The organism is Nocardiopsis sp. MT53 (genome assembly GCF_019598965.1).
In the GTDB taxonomy this organism is placed as follows: Bacteria; Actinomycetota; Actinomycetes; order Streptosporangiales; family Streptosporangiaceae; genus Nocardiopsis; species Nocardiopsis changdeensis.
On record NZ_CP080600.1, the window covers coordinates 54,440 to 70,026 of the forward strand.

The following is a 15,587-nucleotide window of genomic DNA, read 5'->3' on the forward strand; positions in this document are numbered from 1 at the left end:
GGCGTACAGACGTCTCCGGGCCAGCCCCGTCCCCCGTTGCCGCTTCCCCTGCTGAGCAGGTGTGGGACGAGCTGGTGCGCTGGATCGCACCGCGCCGGAACGTACGTATCGACCCGGATCGTTCTCACGACTACGGCAAGTCGTCCCCGGTGGACGCCGGTGAGCCGGAGTGCCCCTACGCGCTGCACCTGACCGACGCCGATCACCGGTTCTTGTTCGTGGTGTTCGACCTGGACGTCTCCCGGCACCCGGACGGCGCGGCCGCGGTGTGGCGTGATGCCGACACCGTCACCGGCTTGCTGGACGAGGTCGGTCTCGGGCACATGGTGGTCCGGTCCGGGCCCGCGGGCGGGATCCACGTGTGGGTGCCCGTCTCGGCCGAGGAGGGCATGGACCCGGACGAGGTGGCCCGGCTGGGGCGGGCGGCCGCCCGGTGCCTGCCGACCCTGGACGTCGGTCCGCTGACCGAGCGCGGTACCGGTGCCGTGCGGCCGCCGGGGTCCCCGCACCGCGCGGGCGGCCGCGCGGAGCTGCTCTACCCGGCCGACCCGGCCGACGCGCTGATGGTGTGCGACACCGCCACCAACACCGCCGAGCGGTTCGAGGCGTTGGCGGTCGCGTTCGGCGCCCGGGAGATGGACGCCGAGGAGGAGGCCGAGGCCGTCAAGCGGGAGGGGCGCATCGACACCGCGGCGATGCGCCTGCGCGGGCGGCGCCGCCCCATGCCGGCGAAGGTGCGCGCCCTGTTGGACGCCGATCCGGGCGCGGACCCCTCCGCGCACCTGGCGCGCCTCCTTCCCGGCCTGGCGCTGGCCCGCTGGTCGCTGGAGGACGTGCGCGCCCTGGTCGCGGCCGAGCCCGCCGCCCCCGGACTGGAGCACCTGCGCACGCGCCGGTTCGGCACGGGCCGGGTGCCCCGCAATGAGGACGACCGCCGGGCCCGGCTGGTGCGCAAGTGGCGCCACGCGCTGGACTTCGCCGCCCGGCTGGCGCCAGTGGCCGCGCGGGTGGAGTCCGTCGAGCGCGACCTCCTCGGCCTGCGCGCGACCGGCGCGGCGGTGCTGGAGGCGGTGGCCGACCCGGGCCGGTGGACGGAGGAGGCCGGTCCGGCCGACCAGATGACGCTGCTGGGCGTGCTGCACGTGGCCCTGAAAGCCTGCGCGCCGGACGGGGAGGTCGACGTGGACGTGCGCCGCCTGGCCCTGGCCACGGGCTTCGGGAAGTCCACCGTGGCCCGCGCGCTGCACCGCCTGCGCCGCGACGGGCGCCTGATCCAGGCCGCCCAGGCCGAGGGCACCCGCTCCGCCCGGTGGCGACTGGTCCACCCCACCCGGTGGAAGGACAACAGCCCTGGTGAAACGGGTGGGACACAAGTGAACCACGCCCCTGCCACCGACACCTCCCAGCAGACCCCACCCCCCAGCCGCGGGGAGCTGCTGGAGCACATCCAGGCCCGCCTGGAACTGTCCGCGCACGAGGTGTGGAGCGGACACTCCCCCACCCACGCCCCGGGCTTGGGACACCACGTCGAACAGACCTATGCCGCTCTGGTCGAACACCAAGCGCACCTTTACGACATAGATCCTGCCACCGTGAGCCCGCTCACCGGCTACAGTACCGCCCGCACCGCCCGCCACCTGCGCATCCTCGCGCACCACGGCCTCATCGACCCGCACACCGGAATGCCCACCGACACGGCCGCGCTGGACACCGCCGCCGCCCGACTCGGCACCCTGGGCGTACGCGCCGCCCGTGAGCGCCGCTACGCCGCCGAGCGCGCCGCACACGCCGCCTGGCTCGAGGAGGTCGCCCGCCTGCGCTCCCCCGTGGCTCTGCGCCCCCGCACCCGCCCCAAGGACCGCTACGCCCGCCGAGACGGACAACCCGCCCACGGCCTCCAGATCGCCCGCCACCTGGCCGCCGCGTGAGCCACGCCACCACCGCGGCGACCGCCCACCCCGAGGAGCCCACCACCATGACCCACCAGCCGCACACCCCCCACGCCCTCGCCGCGATGCTCCGCGCCGGCATGCCCGGCTACGCCTGCGAGCGCGCCGCGACCGACCTCCTGCTCACGGACGGCCACTGGCTCGGACACCCCGAGTGGGTGGCGCGGTGCGTGCGCATCACCCCTGACACGCACGAGCCCAGCGCCCGCATCGACTGGGCCGAGACCCGGCGCGCCCTGGAGCACGCCCCCCACCTGCGGCCCGACGTGGACACGGCCGACGCCGCGCAGGCCGCCCGGTGGCGGGCTGCCGAGCACGTCCTCATGCTCGCGGCATCCCTGGCGGCCGGATACCCGGTGGACATGGGCCAGGCCATGGCAGGCCAGGAACCCGCCGTGGCCGCCGCCGCGGCGCGCGCGGTGATCGCCGCGGCCGGAGCCGGATTCGCCGCCCACGTCATCGAGGTCGACACCAGCGACACGCACCCCAACGACGCCTAGCCCCAAAGGCTGGCGCACGGCCGCTACCGGCCCCGACCGCCGTTTCTGCAGAAACCCCCCGCGCCCCCGCGGGGGTCGCCTACGTCGAGCCCCGCCCCGCAGCCGGGCCAGCGCACGGCCGCGAACCGCTGACACCACGGCCCGCAGCCCGCTACGCTGGCCCCCAGGACACCCGGACCGCACCGGCCCAGGCGCCCCGCAGAGCCCGCGGCCCGACACCGGGCCACCGGCACGCGAACACCGCCCCGGCCACCACCGTGGCCAGGGCCCCGACGAGGAGGAACCACACCCGCACCCAGCCGACGCCCTTCCGGCCGAGCGCCATCCCGGCCGCTGCCGGAACGCACCACCGCCAGGGCATAACGGCCGCCGCCAGCGTGCGGCTTTTTCTCGCACCGACTTTCCGACTTTCCAGAAACAATAAGTCTGAAAATGTTAGGTTCGGAGGCGAGCACCCCATGACGAGGAGAACGCGCGTGACCACCACCCCCGCAGGCGCCCACCAGGAGGCCCCCTACGGGCATTGGGACCAGCCGTGCCAGGAATGCAGCGGTCCCATCGCCCGCACCCGGCCGGCCACCGGCCGCACCGGGCGCCCGCCCCAGTACTGCTCTGACGAGCACGCCCAGCAGGCGAAGAACCGACGCCAGCGCCGGCGCAACTCCCCCGGCATCACCGGGGAGCTGGTCCGCGCCGAGGAACTCGCCGAGCGCATGGCGCAGAGCATCGAGTCCCTGTGCGCCGCCGTCGAGGGCGTCACCTCCCCCGCCGGGGTGCAAGCCGAGATCACCCGCGTGCGCGCCGAGACGCAAGGAGAGGTCGCCCGTCTGTCGGCCGCGGTGGACGAGGCCGAGCGCGAGGCCGAGACCGCCCGCGCCGAGGCCGCCGCAGCGCGCGAAGCCCAGGCCGCCGCCGAAGCCGACACCCGAGACGCGGAGGAGGCCGCCGAGCGCGCCCTTAACGACAAGAGCACCGCCCAGGAGGAAGCGCGCGCGGTGAGGCAGGCCAGCGAGCGAGCCCAGGCCGCGGCGGAGGCAGCCGAACAGCGCGCGGCCCAGGCCGCCGACCGTGCCGAGCGCGCCGAGGCCGACGCCCAGCAGGCCCAGGACCGCGCCAGCGCCGCCGAGCGGGCCCGCACCGAGGCCGAGGCGGCGGCCGCCGACGCCCAGGAGCGGGAGCGCCTGGCGCAGGAGCAGGTCCGTGAGGCGGACCAGGCCCGCGCAGCAGCCGAGGCCGAACGCGACGCCGCCCAGGCCGCCCGTGCGGAGGCGGTCGAGGAGGCCGAGGGTCTGCGGGAGGCGGTGGCCAACGCCGAACAGCAGCTGGTCCAGGCCTGGAACGACCTTCAGGTTCAGACCGAGCGTGCCGACCAGGCCGAGAGCGACCGCGATCGCGAAGCCCAGCGGGTCACGGCGATGGAGCAGCGGCTCCAACGAGTCGAGGCCCAGGCCGACCGCGCAGAGGAGCGCGCCGACCGCGCCGACCGCGAACGCGCCACCGAGGCCGAGCGCGCCCGCCAGGCCCAGGACCAAGCCCGCGCTGCCGAAGAGGCCCGTGCGGCAGCCGAGGCCGAACGCGACGCCGCCCAGGACCGCGCCACCCGGGCCGCCGAGCGCGCCGACGCCCTCCAGGCGCAGCTGGACGAACGCGACCGCGAACGGCCCCAGGAGGCCACCGAACACGACCAGGGGTGAGCCGTACAAGCACGGGGCCCGCGCCGGATGCTCCGGCGCGGGCCCTACGGGTGCGGTGAGGCTCAGGGGTTGGCCTCGTGCTCTGCCTTGCGCTCCCGGGCTTGGCGGGCGCCGAACGTGCCGGCTTCGCACACCACCCACCCGCAGGTGTCGCAGCGCACCCACCATGTCGTCGGTGCCGGACGGTCCCACTTGGTCCGCGGCGACCCTTGGACCCTGCTGACTGTCACCGTGTGCGGTCCGGGCAGGGGCTCTACCTGGTGGAATTCCCGGTCGATCACACGGCCGTCGGCGAATCGGACCATGTATGCGCGGACCGCCGGGAGCAGGTAGCCGCCTGCGACGCGGTCCGGGAGGTCGATGGTGTCGATGATCTCCGCCGGTTGCATGTGGTCGTACACGTAGGCGGCGTTGACCGTCTGGCCGACGCGGAACCGGAAGGGGGGCGGGGTCCGGCCGATGCGTCGGGCTTCGGCGATCTCCTCTTGAGTGGGCATCCGCATGGTGTGGGTCCTTTCGATGGCTCGGATGTCGGTCCGACAGCCGGAGTGGGCTCTCCGACCTAGTGCTTTAATATTACCTCACAATTGACTTGGTGTCCACTCTGATCAGCGGGGGTTCTGGCGGAAGGATGCTCCCCTTTTTTGGTTTAGTTTTGACTAAACGAAACTAAACGGCTAGGCTGGAGGCATGCCCGAACAGACCGACACCGCTCCGCTCGCCGCCCCCGCCGGCCCCCTGGCCCTGTGGGAGTACGGCGCCCACACCACACCCACCGCACGCCTGACCGTCGAGGTCAGTCCCCGCGGCCGCCGGGAGGCCCCCCGCCGCCGCGCCGTCCTGTCCCTGGCCACCGCCTACGGAGTGCGCGCCCGCCGCGCCCGGCTGGAGGAGTGGAGGCGCGGGAAGAACACCCTGTACCTGCACGAAGGTGAGCACCCCACCCAGGTCGACCTGGTCGGCGACGCCGACGACGTCGCCCGCATGGCCGCCGCCCTCCCCGGTGTCCTGGCCGCGATCGAGCAGGCCGCCACCGCCCACGTGAAGACGTTCGGTTCCTGGCTGCGCCACAGCGCCGAAGGCCAGGAGTACGCCGCCCCGGCCGAGGTGCCCGCCATGCTGCGCCGCTGGCGCCGCGAGTTCGCGGAGGCCCTGGCCAGCCAGCTGGCGTTCGGCGCGGCCCTGGAGACCGGGCCCGTGGACGAGACGGCCCCCTGGACCTACCAGGCCCACCGCGTGGCCGCCGCCCACGTCGCGGCCGCCGGATGGGACCTGGCCCAGTGGGAGGACCCCACCGCCGCCGCGGCGATCCTCGCCGGTGCCCTGCGCCGCGACATGGCGCCGACCGAGCAGGAGCGCCTCCCCGCACGCGCCGCCAACACCGAGCCCGAGCCCGAGCGTGAAAGCGCGTGGGCCGAGGCCAACCGCACCCGCACCGCCCGCATGCAGGCGCACACGGATGCGGCCCTGGCCGAGTACGAGGCCGCCGAGCACGAGCGCCAAGACGCGCCCGAGCCCCACCGCGCCGACAAGTCCGCCACCGAGGGCACCACCGCGCGGAACCGCGACCTGCACCGACGCGTGTGGGAAAAGCTGGGCCCCATCCGCCTGATCACCGCCGAGGACGTGCCGCCGCCGCCCGAGGGCGTGCCCGAGCCCTTGGGGATCGTGGAGCCCGGCATGGTCGCCCCGGGCATGCACGCGGACCTGGTCCAGAGCCACCCATGGCGCACCCGCGCCCGGCACAGCATCCTGGGCGGGGTGCTGGTGAGCATCGGACCGTGCGCGTCGCGCATCCACGCCCGCGGCCGCACCTACACAGTGGCCAACACCGATCTCACGCTGAGCACGTGGTACGGCCCGGTCGGTGCGGCCCTGGACGAGCTGCGCACCCGCGACATGAACCGTGCCCTGGACCTGGTGGAGGTGTTCCGCGCCTGGACCGTGGCCGACCACCTGGACCACGCCCAGCGCCACCGCCGCACCGCCCCCGAATCCGAGCCCCGCCCGGGTCGGCCTGCGGCCGTCGAGCAGCCGACCCTGTTCGACGCCGAAACCCCCGCGGCCCCCTCCCTCGAACCCCAGGAGGCCCCCGGGCCCCTGGTCGTCATCCCGTGCAGCGCCCGCAAGGGCACCGCGGCCGCGCCCGCGCGGGAGCTGTACACCGGCAGCTACCACCGGATGTGCGCCCGTGCCGCCGAGGCGCTCACCGCCCGGGGCGGCCGCGTACTGATCCTGTCCGCCCGCCACGGGCTGATCAGCCCGTACACCGTCCTGTCCCCCTACGAGCACCGCATGGGCCAGCACGGCGACGTGAGCGCCGAACGACTGCGCGCCCAGGCCGCCGCGCTCGGCGCCGCCGACGCACCGGAGGTGGTCATCCTGGCCGGGCGCGCCTACGCCGAGGCCGCCCGCGCCGTGTGGCCCAGTGCGCGCACCCCGCTGGCCGGTACCCGCGGAATCGGCCAGCAGCGGGCCCGTCTCGCTGGGATCATCAGGTCATCGACCCCGCCGACGACCCGAGAAGCGATCCCAGTATGAGCACCACCCCCGCCCAGCCGTCCGCCCAGGTGTGCGAGTTCCCCGGATGCGACCGCCCGCTCACCTACGCGGGCACCGGGCGCCGCCCGAAGTACTGCAACCAGCCCACCGACCCGGACCGCCCCGCGGAGTGGCCGGCCAATCCCGTCCACAACAAGTTCAACGCCAAGCGCCTGCGCGACGCGCCCCCGCCCCAGGACGCCGAGACCGTGCACGCGCTCGCCGACCGCATCGAGGCCCTGGAACAGGCGTTGGCCGACCGAGACCGAGAATTCGCCCAGCTGAGCGCGCAGGTCGCGCGGTTGCGCGCCCACGTCGACCAGGACCAGGAGAGCCCCCGGTGACCCAGGCCGAGCAGACCGGGACGACCCCCGCCCCGGAGGACAACGCCGAGCAGCCCCCCGCCGCCGACCCCGCCCCGGTGCCGGCCGAGCCCGCCCCCGAGCCCGCGCCGGCCCCTGTCGCGGTTCCCGCCCCGCGGACCCCGGTCGAGGCCATCGCCCTGGCCGAGGCCGCGGCCGCCGACGCCGTCGCCGACCTGACCCGCACCGACACCAGCAACGCCGCCATGGCCGGGATGGCGGGCGTTCTGCTCACCGTCATGGCCGCCGGCGCCGGTCTGTCCAGCGGAGACGGCGCGTTCCCCGCCCCCGCTCAGGTGGCCATGGGCGCGGCCGCCGTGGTCCTGTCCGCCGTCCTGGTCACCCTGGCCGCCGCCATCTGGCCCCGGCATGGAGGCACCGGAGGCGTCCCCCACTACGCCCGGCGCACCGCCGCCCAGCTCGCCGAGGAGTTCACCGCCACCGACCCCGTCCGCTGGCACGCCGAGCGCGCCGCCGCCAAAGCCGCGATCGCGACCCGCAAGCACCGCCACCAGCGCGTGGCGGCCGCCGGTCTGGCCCTGGCCGGGGTGCTGCTGGCCGCGGCCACCGTCATCACGCTGATCTGACCCGAGAGGACCCCCATGGCGCCCCCGCGCCGCGCCCGCGCGGCCCACCCCCGAGCACGCACCGCACCCGCACCGCGCCCGGCCCAGGACGCCGTGGCCCCCTCCCCCGAACAGGCCGCCGCCGCCCGGGCCGAGGCCGCCCGTTGGGCCGCCGCCCTGACCCGGGACCCCAACGCCGTCGTGCTGGACACCGAGACCACATCCAAGGCCGAGCGCGGCCGCGTAGTCGAGGTCGCCGTACTCGACATCACCGGCCGCGAACTGCTGCGCACCCGCGTCAACCCCGACGTGCCCATCGAGGCCGAGGCTGCCGCCGTCCACGGCATCACCGCCGCCCAGCTCGCCGACGCGCCGCGGTTTTCCGACGTCGCCGACGCCCTGACCCTGGCCGTCGCCGGGCGCCGGGTGATCTGCTGGAACGCCCCGTTCGACCGGCGGGTCCTGGCCGGGGAGTACGCACGCCTCCTCGGCGACGACGAGGCCGGCGAGGCGTGGGCCGCCCGAGCCCGGTGGGAATGCGCCATGCGCCGACACGCCGCATGGCACGGCACGTGGTGCCCCGACCGGGCCGCGTGGACGTGGCACAAGCTGTCCGCCGTCGGCGCAGCAGACCACACCGCCGCCGGCGACTGCCGCGCCGTGGTGCGCGTGCTCGCCGACATGGCGCGCAGCGCCGAGCAGGCCGGGCCCGGCCCCGTGCCGCACCCGCGCCCCCACTCCCCCGCCCGCAGCGCCCGCGTGCGCCTGGAGGGGACCCGCGCCGACGTCGAGGCCGTCGCCCAGGCCCTGCGCGAGGGCCGCGCCCACGTCGAGCACCTGGACGAGCCCGCCGCCGGACGCCGCGGGTACCTGGCCTACGGCCGACTCGCCGCCCACCCCGAGGGGACGCCCCGTGCATGACGACCTGTCCAGCGCCCCCCTGCCCCCACAGGGCCCGCAGCCCGCACGGCGCCGACGCTCCGCGGCCCGCCTGGACGCCGAGATGTGGCGCGCCTTGCTGGCGTGCGAGGAGACGGCCACCGCCTACCAGGCGAGCACCTACCGCCAAGGCGAGACGCAATGCTGGTTCTGGGCCGGGGCCCTCTCGGACTCCGGCCACGGGAAGCTGAAGGCCGGGCGCGCCGGGGGCGGGGCGGCCGCCGGGCGCACGGTCACCGCCCACGTCTACGGCTACCAGCTCCACCGACAACGGCTGATCACACCGACCCCGGCCATGCCGGATCCGGTGGTGGGGCACACGTGCGACGAGCCCAGTTGCCAGAATCCCCGCCACTGGGAACTGGTGAGCCGAGGCGACAACGTCCGGGCCTACCACCAGCGCAAACACCGGTTCCCGCTCAACGACACCCGTACCCGCAACGGCCGCAAGTCGGCCCGCGCCGAGGCCCTGCGCGACGCCATCCGCCGCGCCCAGGCCGCCCAGGAGCGCGCCCAGGCCCTGCGCGAGCGCGGCGAAGCCGTCCCCGACGACCTCCAGGCCGCCGCGGACGTCGAGGCCGCCCTGCGCCGCGCCAGCGAGGCCGGGCGGCCGCCTGAGGAGTTCCAGACGATCGCCCTGTTCTGAACACGCCCCAGGGGCCGCACCACCTGGCACGGGGCCGGCGGCGCCCGGGGCCCGCCCGGGCCCGTGCCAGCCGGCAACCCGCCCGAACTACCGATATATTCATATCGAAATCGTGGGAGGGGAGACGGGTGTGCTCCCCGGCGGCCGACCGGGGCCGTCTCGGCGGCCCGCCCTGTCGGGCATGAAAGTGGCGGCCGAGGAACCCGGTCCGCGAGAGACCGGGCCGACACCCACGGCCGCCGATTTTCCGCCCACACCGGAAGCGCCGACCCGGAGGCCATGCCTCAGACCAGGGCTTCGTGTGTGTGGTCGGAGCAGATTACCAGGCGTTCGCCGGCCGGCCCGGCGACCGTGCAGGAGGAGCCAGGACATGACCGTACGACGACCGCGGGACGCATCCGGCGTGCTGCGATGGGCCCAGCTGAACGGGTTCCCCCAGCCCAGGCGGATCGCACACGGGCCCCAGGCCCACGGTGAGGCGCTGGTGCGCTGGCTGGACGAACAGGACCTGAGTTACGACATCCTGGCCGATCTCCCCGAGGACCCCGTGACGCTGGACCAATGGGCGCGGTTCATCGAAGAGAACCCGGTCACCGTCAAGTCGTGGCAGCGCCGGCCCGACTGGAACGTGCACCCGTGTGCGCTCGGGCCGCGATGGGCCACCCCGCGCAGGGGGAAGACGCCCAACGTCTACAGCCTCGCCGAGCTGGAGGCTTATCCCCGACCGCGGGACCGGCGCATCGACCCGGGCCTGTTCGAGGAAGACGAGTACCTCACCCTGCACGCCATCGCCGTGCGCGGTGGACTGGACCACCCCGAACACCTCTACCAGTACCGCGGTTTCCAGGGGTTCCCGCCACCGACCGAGGCCACAGGGCCGGTCGAGGCGGGACCGGTGACGCAACCCCACGCCCAGGAGCTGTACGACGCCCGTGCGGTCGCCGCGTGGTTCAACCGTCTGCCCGGACGGCGGGGCCGCCGCGCCAGGTGAGGGCCGTGCGGCGCTCACGAGCGACTCGCCGCCGGCCCCGTGCAGCGATCCGGCGCTGACCGGCCGGCGGGGCCGGCGAAGGCCGGAGCGGCACCGGTGCGCGCTGTCGCCGGTGGTCAGGGCCCGAACACCCCCCAACTACTGATATACTCATATTGAAAGAGCGATGGGGGAGACCGACACCCTCCCCTGCGCGCCGCCCACACGAGAGGAAAGCCCGATGCAGCACCCGGCCTACAGCACCGCCCAGGCCTTCGCCCTGATGGCCGCAGCCACCCACCCGCTCGGCGAGGTCCCCCAGCCCATCCCCGGACTGGAGGAACAGGGCCTGACGTTCCGCCACCCCATGGTCGAGGGCGAGGGGCGCACGGAACCCGAATGGCTCACCGGACGCGGCTGGGATGAGGCCCAGCGCCTCCACCGCCAGACCGGATTCGAGGCCCCGGGCAGGCTCGGGAAGGCCGACCGCCTGCGCCTGGACCTGATCAACGAAGAGCGGCGCATGGAGGCCCTCTACCTCGGCGGGCAGCCGAAGGCCCTGGCGTTCGGCCTCCTGTGCGTCGACAACGCGATCAAGTACCCCACGAACCCGCGCGACCCGTGGTACCGCCTGGAGTCGCGGCTGGAGCGATCCGTGCGCAGCCGCGCGCTCAACGAGGCGTTGAAGCAGATCAACGGCGGCGTGGACGTCGTGGAGTCGGGGGGCTTCACGGACGTGGCGCGCGAACTCATCGCCCAGGTCGTCATCCACCTGGACGACGGGCGCGAGGCCCGGTCGCTGGCCCGCGACGCCGACATGCCCGAGGCGATCGAGCGCCGGGAGGAGCACCGGCGCGCCCGCCGGGGCTGACCCCCGTTCCCGTGGGCCCGCGCCGGAGAGGATCCGGTGCGGGCCCACGCGTTGTCACCGCCGACCGGGGCCCGAACACCCCCAACTACTGATATACTCATATTGAAAGAGCGGCGGGGAGACCGACACCCTCCCCCCGCACCGCCCACACGAAGGAGGACGACGCCATGCGCCACCAGGACACCGACACCCACGCCCCCCGCGTCACCGTTCTCGGAGAGGCCACCGCCACCAACGGTGCGCGGCGGCGCGTGCTGCGCACCGACGACGGCCGCACCTGGATCGTCTCCACCGCGCGCCACGAGGCCGCGCCCGAGGGCGAGACCCTCGTCATGCTCGTGCAGCCCGACGGCCAGGTCCACGGTGACCCCGTGGTGGAGATGGACGGAATCGACCCGGACCAGGCGCAAGCGCGGTTCGTCCGGGCCTACGAGAGCGCCACCCTGCGCGAGCCCGCCCAGGAGAGCGGGCACCCGTGGGAGGTCCCCGGAACCGCCACCGAGGCCGCGTGCGAGGCGCTGCGCTCCCGCCTGCGCCGCCCCGGAGGGCACCTGCGCGCAGTGCGGTAGCCCCTCGCTCCCGTGGGCCCGCACCGGAGAGGATCCGGTGCGGGCTCTCGTGTTGTCGCCGGTGGTCGGGCCCGAACACCCCCCAACTACTGATATATTCATATTGAAAGCGCGGCAGGGGAGACCGACACCCTCCCCCCGCACCGCCCACACGAAGGAAGAAGCCGCACCCGTGATCGAGATCAACCACGACCGCGAACAGGGGACCCTGGTCGCGGGCACCGCCAAGGGCGACGGAACCGGCCCCATCCTGCACGCGGCAGGGTTCCGCTTCTCCCGCACCCTGGACGCCTGGTACGTGCCCCACTCGCGCCGCAGGGCCGCCAAGACGTGGATCATCAACGCCGCCGCCGAGCAGCTGCGCGAGGCCGGCCACGAGGTGACCGTCACCATCGACGACACCACCCCGGCCGCGACCCCGTTCGCCGAGCACGAGGCCGCCGGCTACGAGCGCGCCCAGGACCGCGCCGACCGCTACGCCGAGCGCGCCGAGCGCGCCACCGGCCACGCCCGGGCCCTGGAGGCCGACGCCAAGGAGCGCGCGAGCGCCATCCCGTTCGGTCAGCCGATCCTGATCAACCACCACAGCGAGCAGCGCGACCGGCGCGAGCGCGAGCGCATCGGCCGCAAGTTCGACAAGTCCGCCCAGGAGGCCGGACGCGGCCGCTACTGGCAGGGGCGCGCCCAGGCGGCCCAGGGCTACCGCTCCGGCCGCGAGAACCTCGGCGTGACCCTGCGCCGCATCGAGAAGCTGGAGGCCGACCGGCGCCGCATCGAACGCGACATGGCAGCGACCGCTGACGAGGGTTACCGGGAGCGCCGCGCGGCCGATCTCGCCGAGACCGACGAGCAGTTGGCGTACTGGCGGGCGTTCGTGGCCGAGGCCGAGGCCAACGGCGCCAAGGTCTGGAGCAGGGAGGACTTCACCAAGGGCGACTACGTCCGCTTCCACAGAACGTGGTGGGAGGTGCTGCGCGTCAACGAAAAGACGTTGACGATCCCCCACAGTCACACCGGGATCGGTGAGCCCATCATGAGCAAGGAGCGCGCCCAGGGCAGGCGCATGGGCGCGTACACCGACAAGGTGCCCTACGACAAGGTCACGGGCCGGATGAGCGCCGCGGAGGCCGCCCCGCTGCTGGCCGCCACCGCCGAGCCTGAGGAGTAGCCGCCCCGCCCGCGAGCCCGCGCCGGAGAGGATCCGGCGCGGGCTTTCGCGTGTTCGGTGGTGGGCGGGCCCGAGGCGGCGAACAGGGCAGAGCGCCCGAGCCTGCCGCGCCCCACCCCGAGGTGACGCGCACCACAAAAAACACCCTTCATATGGTATAGCTGCTTTACAATCTGTGCTATGATGGTGGTACACCAAAAAGAAGGGAGGTGAAAAGGACAGTGACGAGCGAGATTGATCGCCGCATGGATCAGCTCATCGCCGCCGCCGTCCGGCAGGGGTACCAGGTCTGCCAGGACGAGAACGGCCGGTGGAGCTTCCGCCGCGCGGGCGTCGCCATCTTCTTCGATGAGACCCCCGTGACGGCCATGGAGCTGCTGGTCATGCTCAACACCCTGCGGGGTAACGGCCTGATCTTCCCCGAGGAGTGATCAGGAGGGGCCGCCCCAGCCAGGGGCGGCCCCGCCCGGCGATCAATCGCATTCCCAAAAAAGAAGAATACCGAGAACACAGGGAGTATCTCATGTGGAATGTCTCTATCCGCATAGCGGGAATTGACCGGCCCGCTGACGGCGAGGCCGAAAACGCGCGCGCCGAGATCTTGCGCACCGCCGGATCGGCCGTCGTCTACCGCAGCGCGGACGGCGTGCTCATCGCGCAGACCCGCGCGGAGACCGCCGACCCGGTCGAGGCCGCCGACCAGGCCCGGGCCCGCGCCCTGCGCGCGCTGGAGGAGGCCGGGGCCACCGGCGCGCACGTGGAGGCCCTGGAGGTGGCCACCGACGCCGAGACCCGGCGCCGCATCATGCACCCCGACCCGCTGCCGGTCGTCGGCGCCGCCGAGGCCGGGAAGATCCTGGGGGACATGAGCGCCGGGCGTGTCTCGCAGCTGCTGGGCGAGGACTCCCCGCGCCGGGACCCCGGCGCGCCCACCCCCGTGGTGAAGACCGGCCGGGGGGACTACTACCTCCGAGCCGCGGTCGAGTTGTACGGCATGGAGAGGGACCGCACCCAGCGGCCCCACAAGTACGATCGGTGATCGGCGCCCTGCTCTCACCTGGTTCGAGCAGGGCCACAGGAAGAGGCCGCCGCCCCAGCCGGGGGCGGCGGCCTCTGCCGTGCGCCGGCCCGCCGGCTCGCCGGCCCGCGGACGGAGTTGCGCCATACCCCAATGTGGGGTAATAATAAAGTAAGCGATCGGGGGAGGCCCGTCCCCCGCCGCCGGACCGACACCGGACCGACCGGAAGGAAGCACCGTGTTCATCAACACCACCAGGTTCATGCAGTGGGTCGAGGAGTCCGGGACTCTCGCCCGCCTGCCCACGACGCAGGTGGCCGAACTCCTGGACGAGGTCGAGGTGATGAAGGTCGCCGACGAGCAGGAAGCCCAGACCCGGGACCTCGTGTTCGGCGCCCTGAAAACCGAGCTGGGCCGCCGCTACGACGAGGGCGTCCAGGCGATGGACTCCACGGCCATCATCGAGGCCCTGGCCCCCATCGCCGACGTGGGCACCCACCGGAGCGAGTCCACGGGGGTTCTGTACAACCTCTACGTGTACGCCCTGACCGTCCGCCACCCCGAGGCCCGGGCCGCTGAGCGCGCGTGGGCCGACACCGTGAGCGAGTACAGCCCCGAATTCGAGGCCGGACCCGCCGGGCGCATCATCGACGCCGTCCGGGCCGTCCTGGACCGGTAGGACCCCGAGCCGACCGGGCCCGCGCCCGGTCGGCACCCCGAGCACGCAAACGGGCGCCCCACCATTTCCCGGCAGAGCCGGGCCCCACGGTCGGGCGCCCACCCGACACGGCAGATCACGCGTGATTCACCATGCCAGCCACCAGAATACGACCAGCCGCGGCCCGCCGGCCCGCGGCCGCCCACGAGGAGCCAGACCATGACCGAGCACACCCAGGACGACCGCGAGGCCCTGCGCCGATGGGCCCGCGACGCCGGCCACGACGACGCCCAGGCCGAGGCCATCGCCACCGACTCCGCAGCGCACCGCGCCGCCCTGGCCGCCTGGCTCACCGAGCGCGGGCTCGACCCCGCCCAGGCCGCCGACCCCGCCACGCCCCCGGACCCGGCGATCCTGGCCGAGTGGGGGCCCACCCACGGCATCCAGCCCAACACGGCCGAGGTGCTGGCCAGCACGCGCGAGACCTTCCCCCCGCGCCGCACCGTCGGCCTGCGCGTCGTGAAGGGCGCGCGCGACGCCCAGGCCGTCGCGGCCGAGGAGTTCGCCCCCGGCGAGCGTGTGGGCCGCGAGACGTACGCCAAGCGCACCGGTATGGCGGCGACGACCGTCAAGCGATCGGTCGCCGCCCACGCCAACCAGGCCCCCGAGACCGACGGCCGCAACCGTTTCGACGCGCAGGAACTCGCCGCGTTCCTGGCCGACCTGCGCTATCCGGGCCCCGGCCTGTACTCGCTGGCGGAACTGGAGGCATGGCGGGTCACCCAGGTCGCGGCCAGCCACGTCGCCGCGGTGGACCCCGGCCAGTTCGGGGAGGGGGAGCGCATCACCGTGAAAGCGTTCTGTGACCGCACCGGCCGGGACCGTTCCACGGTCAGCAAGGCCATCAACAACCCCCGCTGGCAAGGCGAGGACGCCAAGCCCAAGGCGCCCGTCCGCGGCGCGGACGGGTTGTTCGACGCGCGCGAAATCGCCGCCTTCCTCAACGGCTTGCCGCGCCGGGTCGGCAAGCCCCCCAAGTCCCGCGGCTGATTGCGCGCCGGCCCCCGCCCGGGTCGGCGCCGGCAGGTCAGGGGCCCGCGCCGAGCGGTTCGGTGTGGGCCCCTGCCGCGTCCGCG

At 74.3% G+C, this 15,587-nt stretch carries 17 protein-coding genes; 16 read left to right on the top strand and 1 reads right to left on the bottom strand.

What is annotated here, in order from left to right:
* Positions 1-59: 59 nt before the first annotated feature.
* From K1J57_RS32400 to K1J57_RS32410, 3 genes are all read left to right on the top strand, one after another.
* The gene (locus K1J57_RS32400) at positions 60-1,928 is read left to right on the top strand and encodes a hypothetical protein (RefSeq protein ID WP_220566009.1); all 1,869 of its coding nucleotides are present in this window, start codon (positions 60-62) and stop codon (positions 1,926-1,928) included.
* Positions 1,925-2,449: a hypothetical protein gene (locus tag K1J57_RS32405; RefSeq protein WP_220566010.1), complete on the top strand. Its 525-nt coding sequence runs from the start codon at positions 1,925-1,927 to the stop codon at positions 2,447-2,449. Before K1J57_RS32400 ends, K1J57_RS32405 begins: the two co-directional genes overlap by 4 nt.
* 476 nt (positions 2,450-2,925) lie before the next feature.
* Entirely contained in the window at positions 2,926-4,143 is a 1,218-nt protein-coding gene (locus K1J57_RS32410; RefSeq protein WP_220566011.1) for a hypothetical protein, read from the top strand.
* A gap of 62 nt (positions 4,144-4,205) precedes the next feature.
* Here the strand turns inward: K1J57_RS32410 and K1J57_RS32415 are convergent, their stop codons facing one another.
* On the bottom strand, positions 4,206-4,646 hold the full coding sequence (locus tag K1J57_RS32415; protein WP_220566012.1) for a hypothetical protein: 441 nt from the start codon (positions 4,644-4,646) through the stop codon (positions 4,206-4,208).
* 187 nt (positions 4,647-4,833) lie between these two features.
* On the opposite strand from K1J57_RS32415, the gene K1J57_RS32420 reads away from it, so the two are divergent.
* From K1J57_RS32420 to K1J57_RS32480, 13 genes are all read left to right on the top strand, one after another.
* Positions 4,834-6,684 (top strand): DUF6884 domain-containing protein, encoded by a 1,851-nt coding sequence (locus tag K1J57_RS32420; protein WP_220566013.1) that lies wholly within the window; start codon positions 4,834-4,836, stop codon positions 6,682-6,684.
* A complete protein-coding gene (locus K1J57_RS32425; protein WP_220566014.1) occupies positions 6,681-7,028 on the top strand; it encodes a hypothetical protein in 348 nt (115 codons plus the stop codon). Before K1J57_RS32420 ends, K1J57_RS32425 begins: the two co-directional genes overlap by 4 nt.
* A complete protein-coding gene (locus tag K1J57_RS32430) occupies positions 7,025-7,633 on the top strand; it encodes a hypothetical protein (protein ID WP_220566015.1) in 609 nt (202 codons plus the stop codon). Before K1J57_RS32425 ends, K1J57_RS32430 begins: the two co-directional genes overlap by 4 nt.
* A 15-nt stretch (positions 7,634-7,648) precedes the next feature.
* Positions 7,649-8,533: a 3'-5' exonuclease gene (locus K1J57_RS32435; RefSeq protein ID WP_220566016.1), complete on the top strand. Its 885-nt coding sequence runs from the start codon at positions 7,649-7,651 to the stop codon at positions 8,531-8,533.
* Positions 8,526-9,197, top strand: coding sequence for a hypothetical protein (locus tag K1J57_RS32440; RefSeq protein WP_220566017.1), 672 nt, complete (start codon positions 8,526-8,528; stop codon positions 9,195-9,197). Before K1J57_RS32435 ends, K1J57_RS32440 begins: the two co-directional genes overlap by 8 nt.
* A 370-nt stretch (positions 9,198-9,567) precedes the next feature.
* Positions 9,568-10,188 carry a hypothetical protein gene (locus tag K1J57_RS32445; RefSeq protein ID WP_220566018.1) on the top strand — a complete coding sequence of 207 codons (621 nt, stop codon included), beginning with the start codon at positions 9,568-9,570 and terminating at the stop codon, positions 10,186-10,188.
* 220 nt (positions 10,189-10,408) lie between these two features.
* Positions 10,409-11,038, top strand: a complete 630-nt coding sequence (locus K1J57_RS32450; protein WP_220566019.1) for a hypothetical protein — start codon at positions 10,409-10,411, stop codon at positions 11,036-11,038.
* 167 nt (positions 11,039-11,205) lie between these two features.
* Entirely contained in the window at positions 11,206-11,607 is a 402-nt protein-coding gene (locus K1J57_RS32455) for a hypothetical protein (protein ID WP_220566020.1), read from the top strand.
* Positions 11,608-11,779: 172 nt separating this feature from the next.
* Positions 11,780-12,775, top strand: coding sequence for a DUF3560 domain-containing protein (locus K1J57_RS32460; RefSeq protein WP_220566021.1), 996 nt, complete (start codon positions 11,780-11,782; stop codon positions 12,773-12,775).
* Positions 12,776-13,020: 245 nt separating this feature from the next.
* Complete coding sequence (locus K1J57_RS32465) at positions 13,021-13,206, top strand: hypothetical protein (RefSeq protein WP_220566022.1); 186 nt, start codon at positions 13,021-13,023, stop codon at positions 13,204-13,206.
* Positions 13,207-13,376: 170 nt separating this feature from the next.
* Positions 13,377-13,814: a hypothetical protein gene (locus K1J57_RS32470; protein ID WP_220566023.1), complete on the top strand. Its 438-nt coding sequence runs from the start codon at positions 13,377-13,379 to the stop codon at positions 13,812-13,814.
* Between the two features lie 217 nt (positions 13,815-14,031).
* On the top strand, positions 14,032-14,472 hold the full coding sequence (locus K1J57_RS32475; RefSeq protein WP_220566024.1) for a hypothetical protein: 441 nt from the start codon (positions 14,032-14,034) through the stop codon (positions 14,470-14,472).
* Positions 14,473-14,670: 198 nt separating this feature from the next.
* Complete coding sequence (locus tag K1J57_RS32480) at positions 14,671-15,501, top strand: hypothetical protein (RefSeq protein ID WP_220566025.1); 831 nt, start codon at positions 14,671-14,673, stop codon at positions 15,499-15,501.
* The last annotated feature ends 86 nt before the right edge of the window (positions 15,502-15,587 follow it).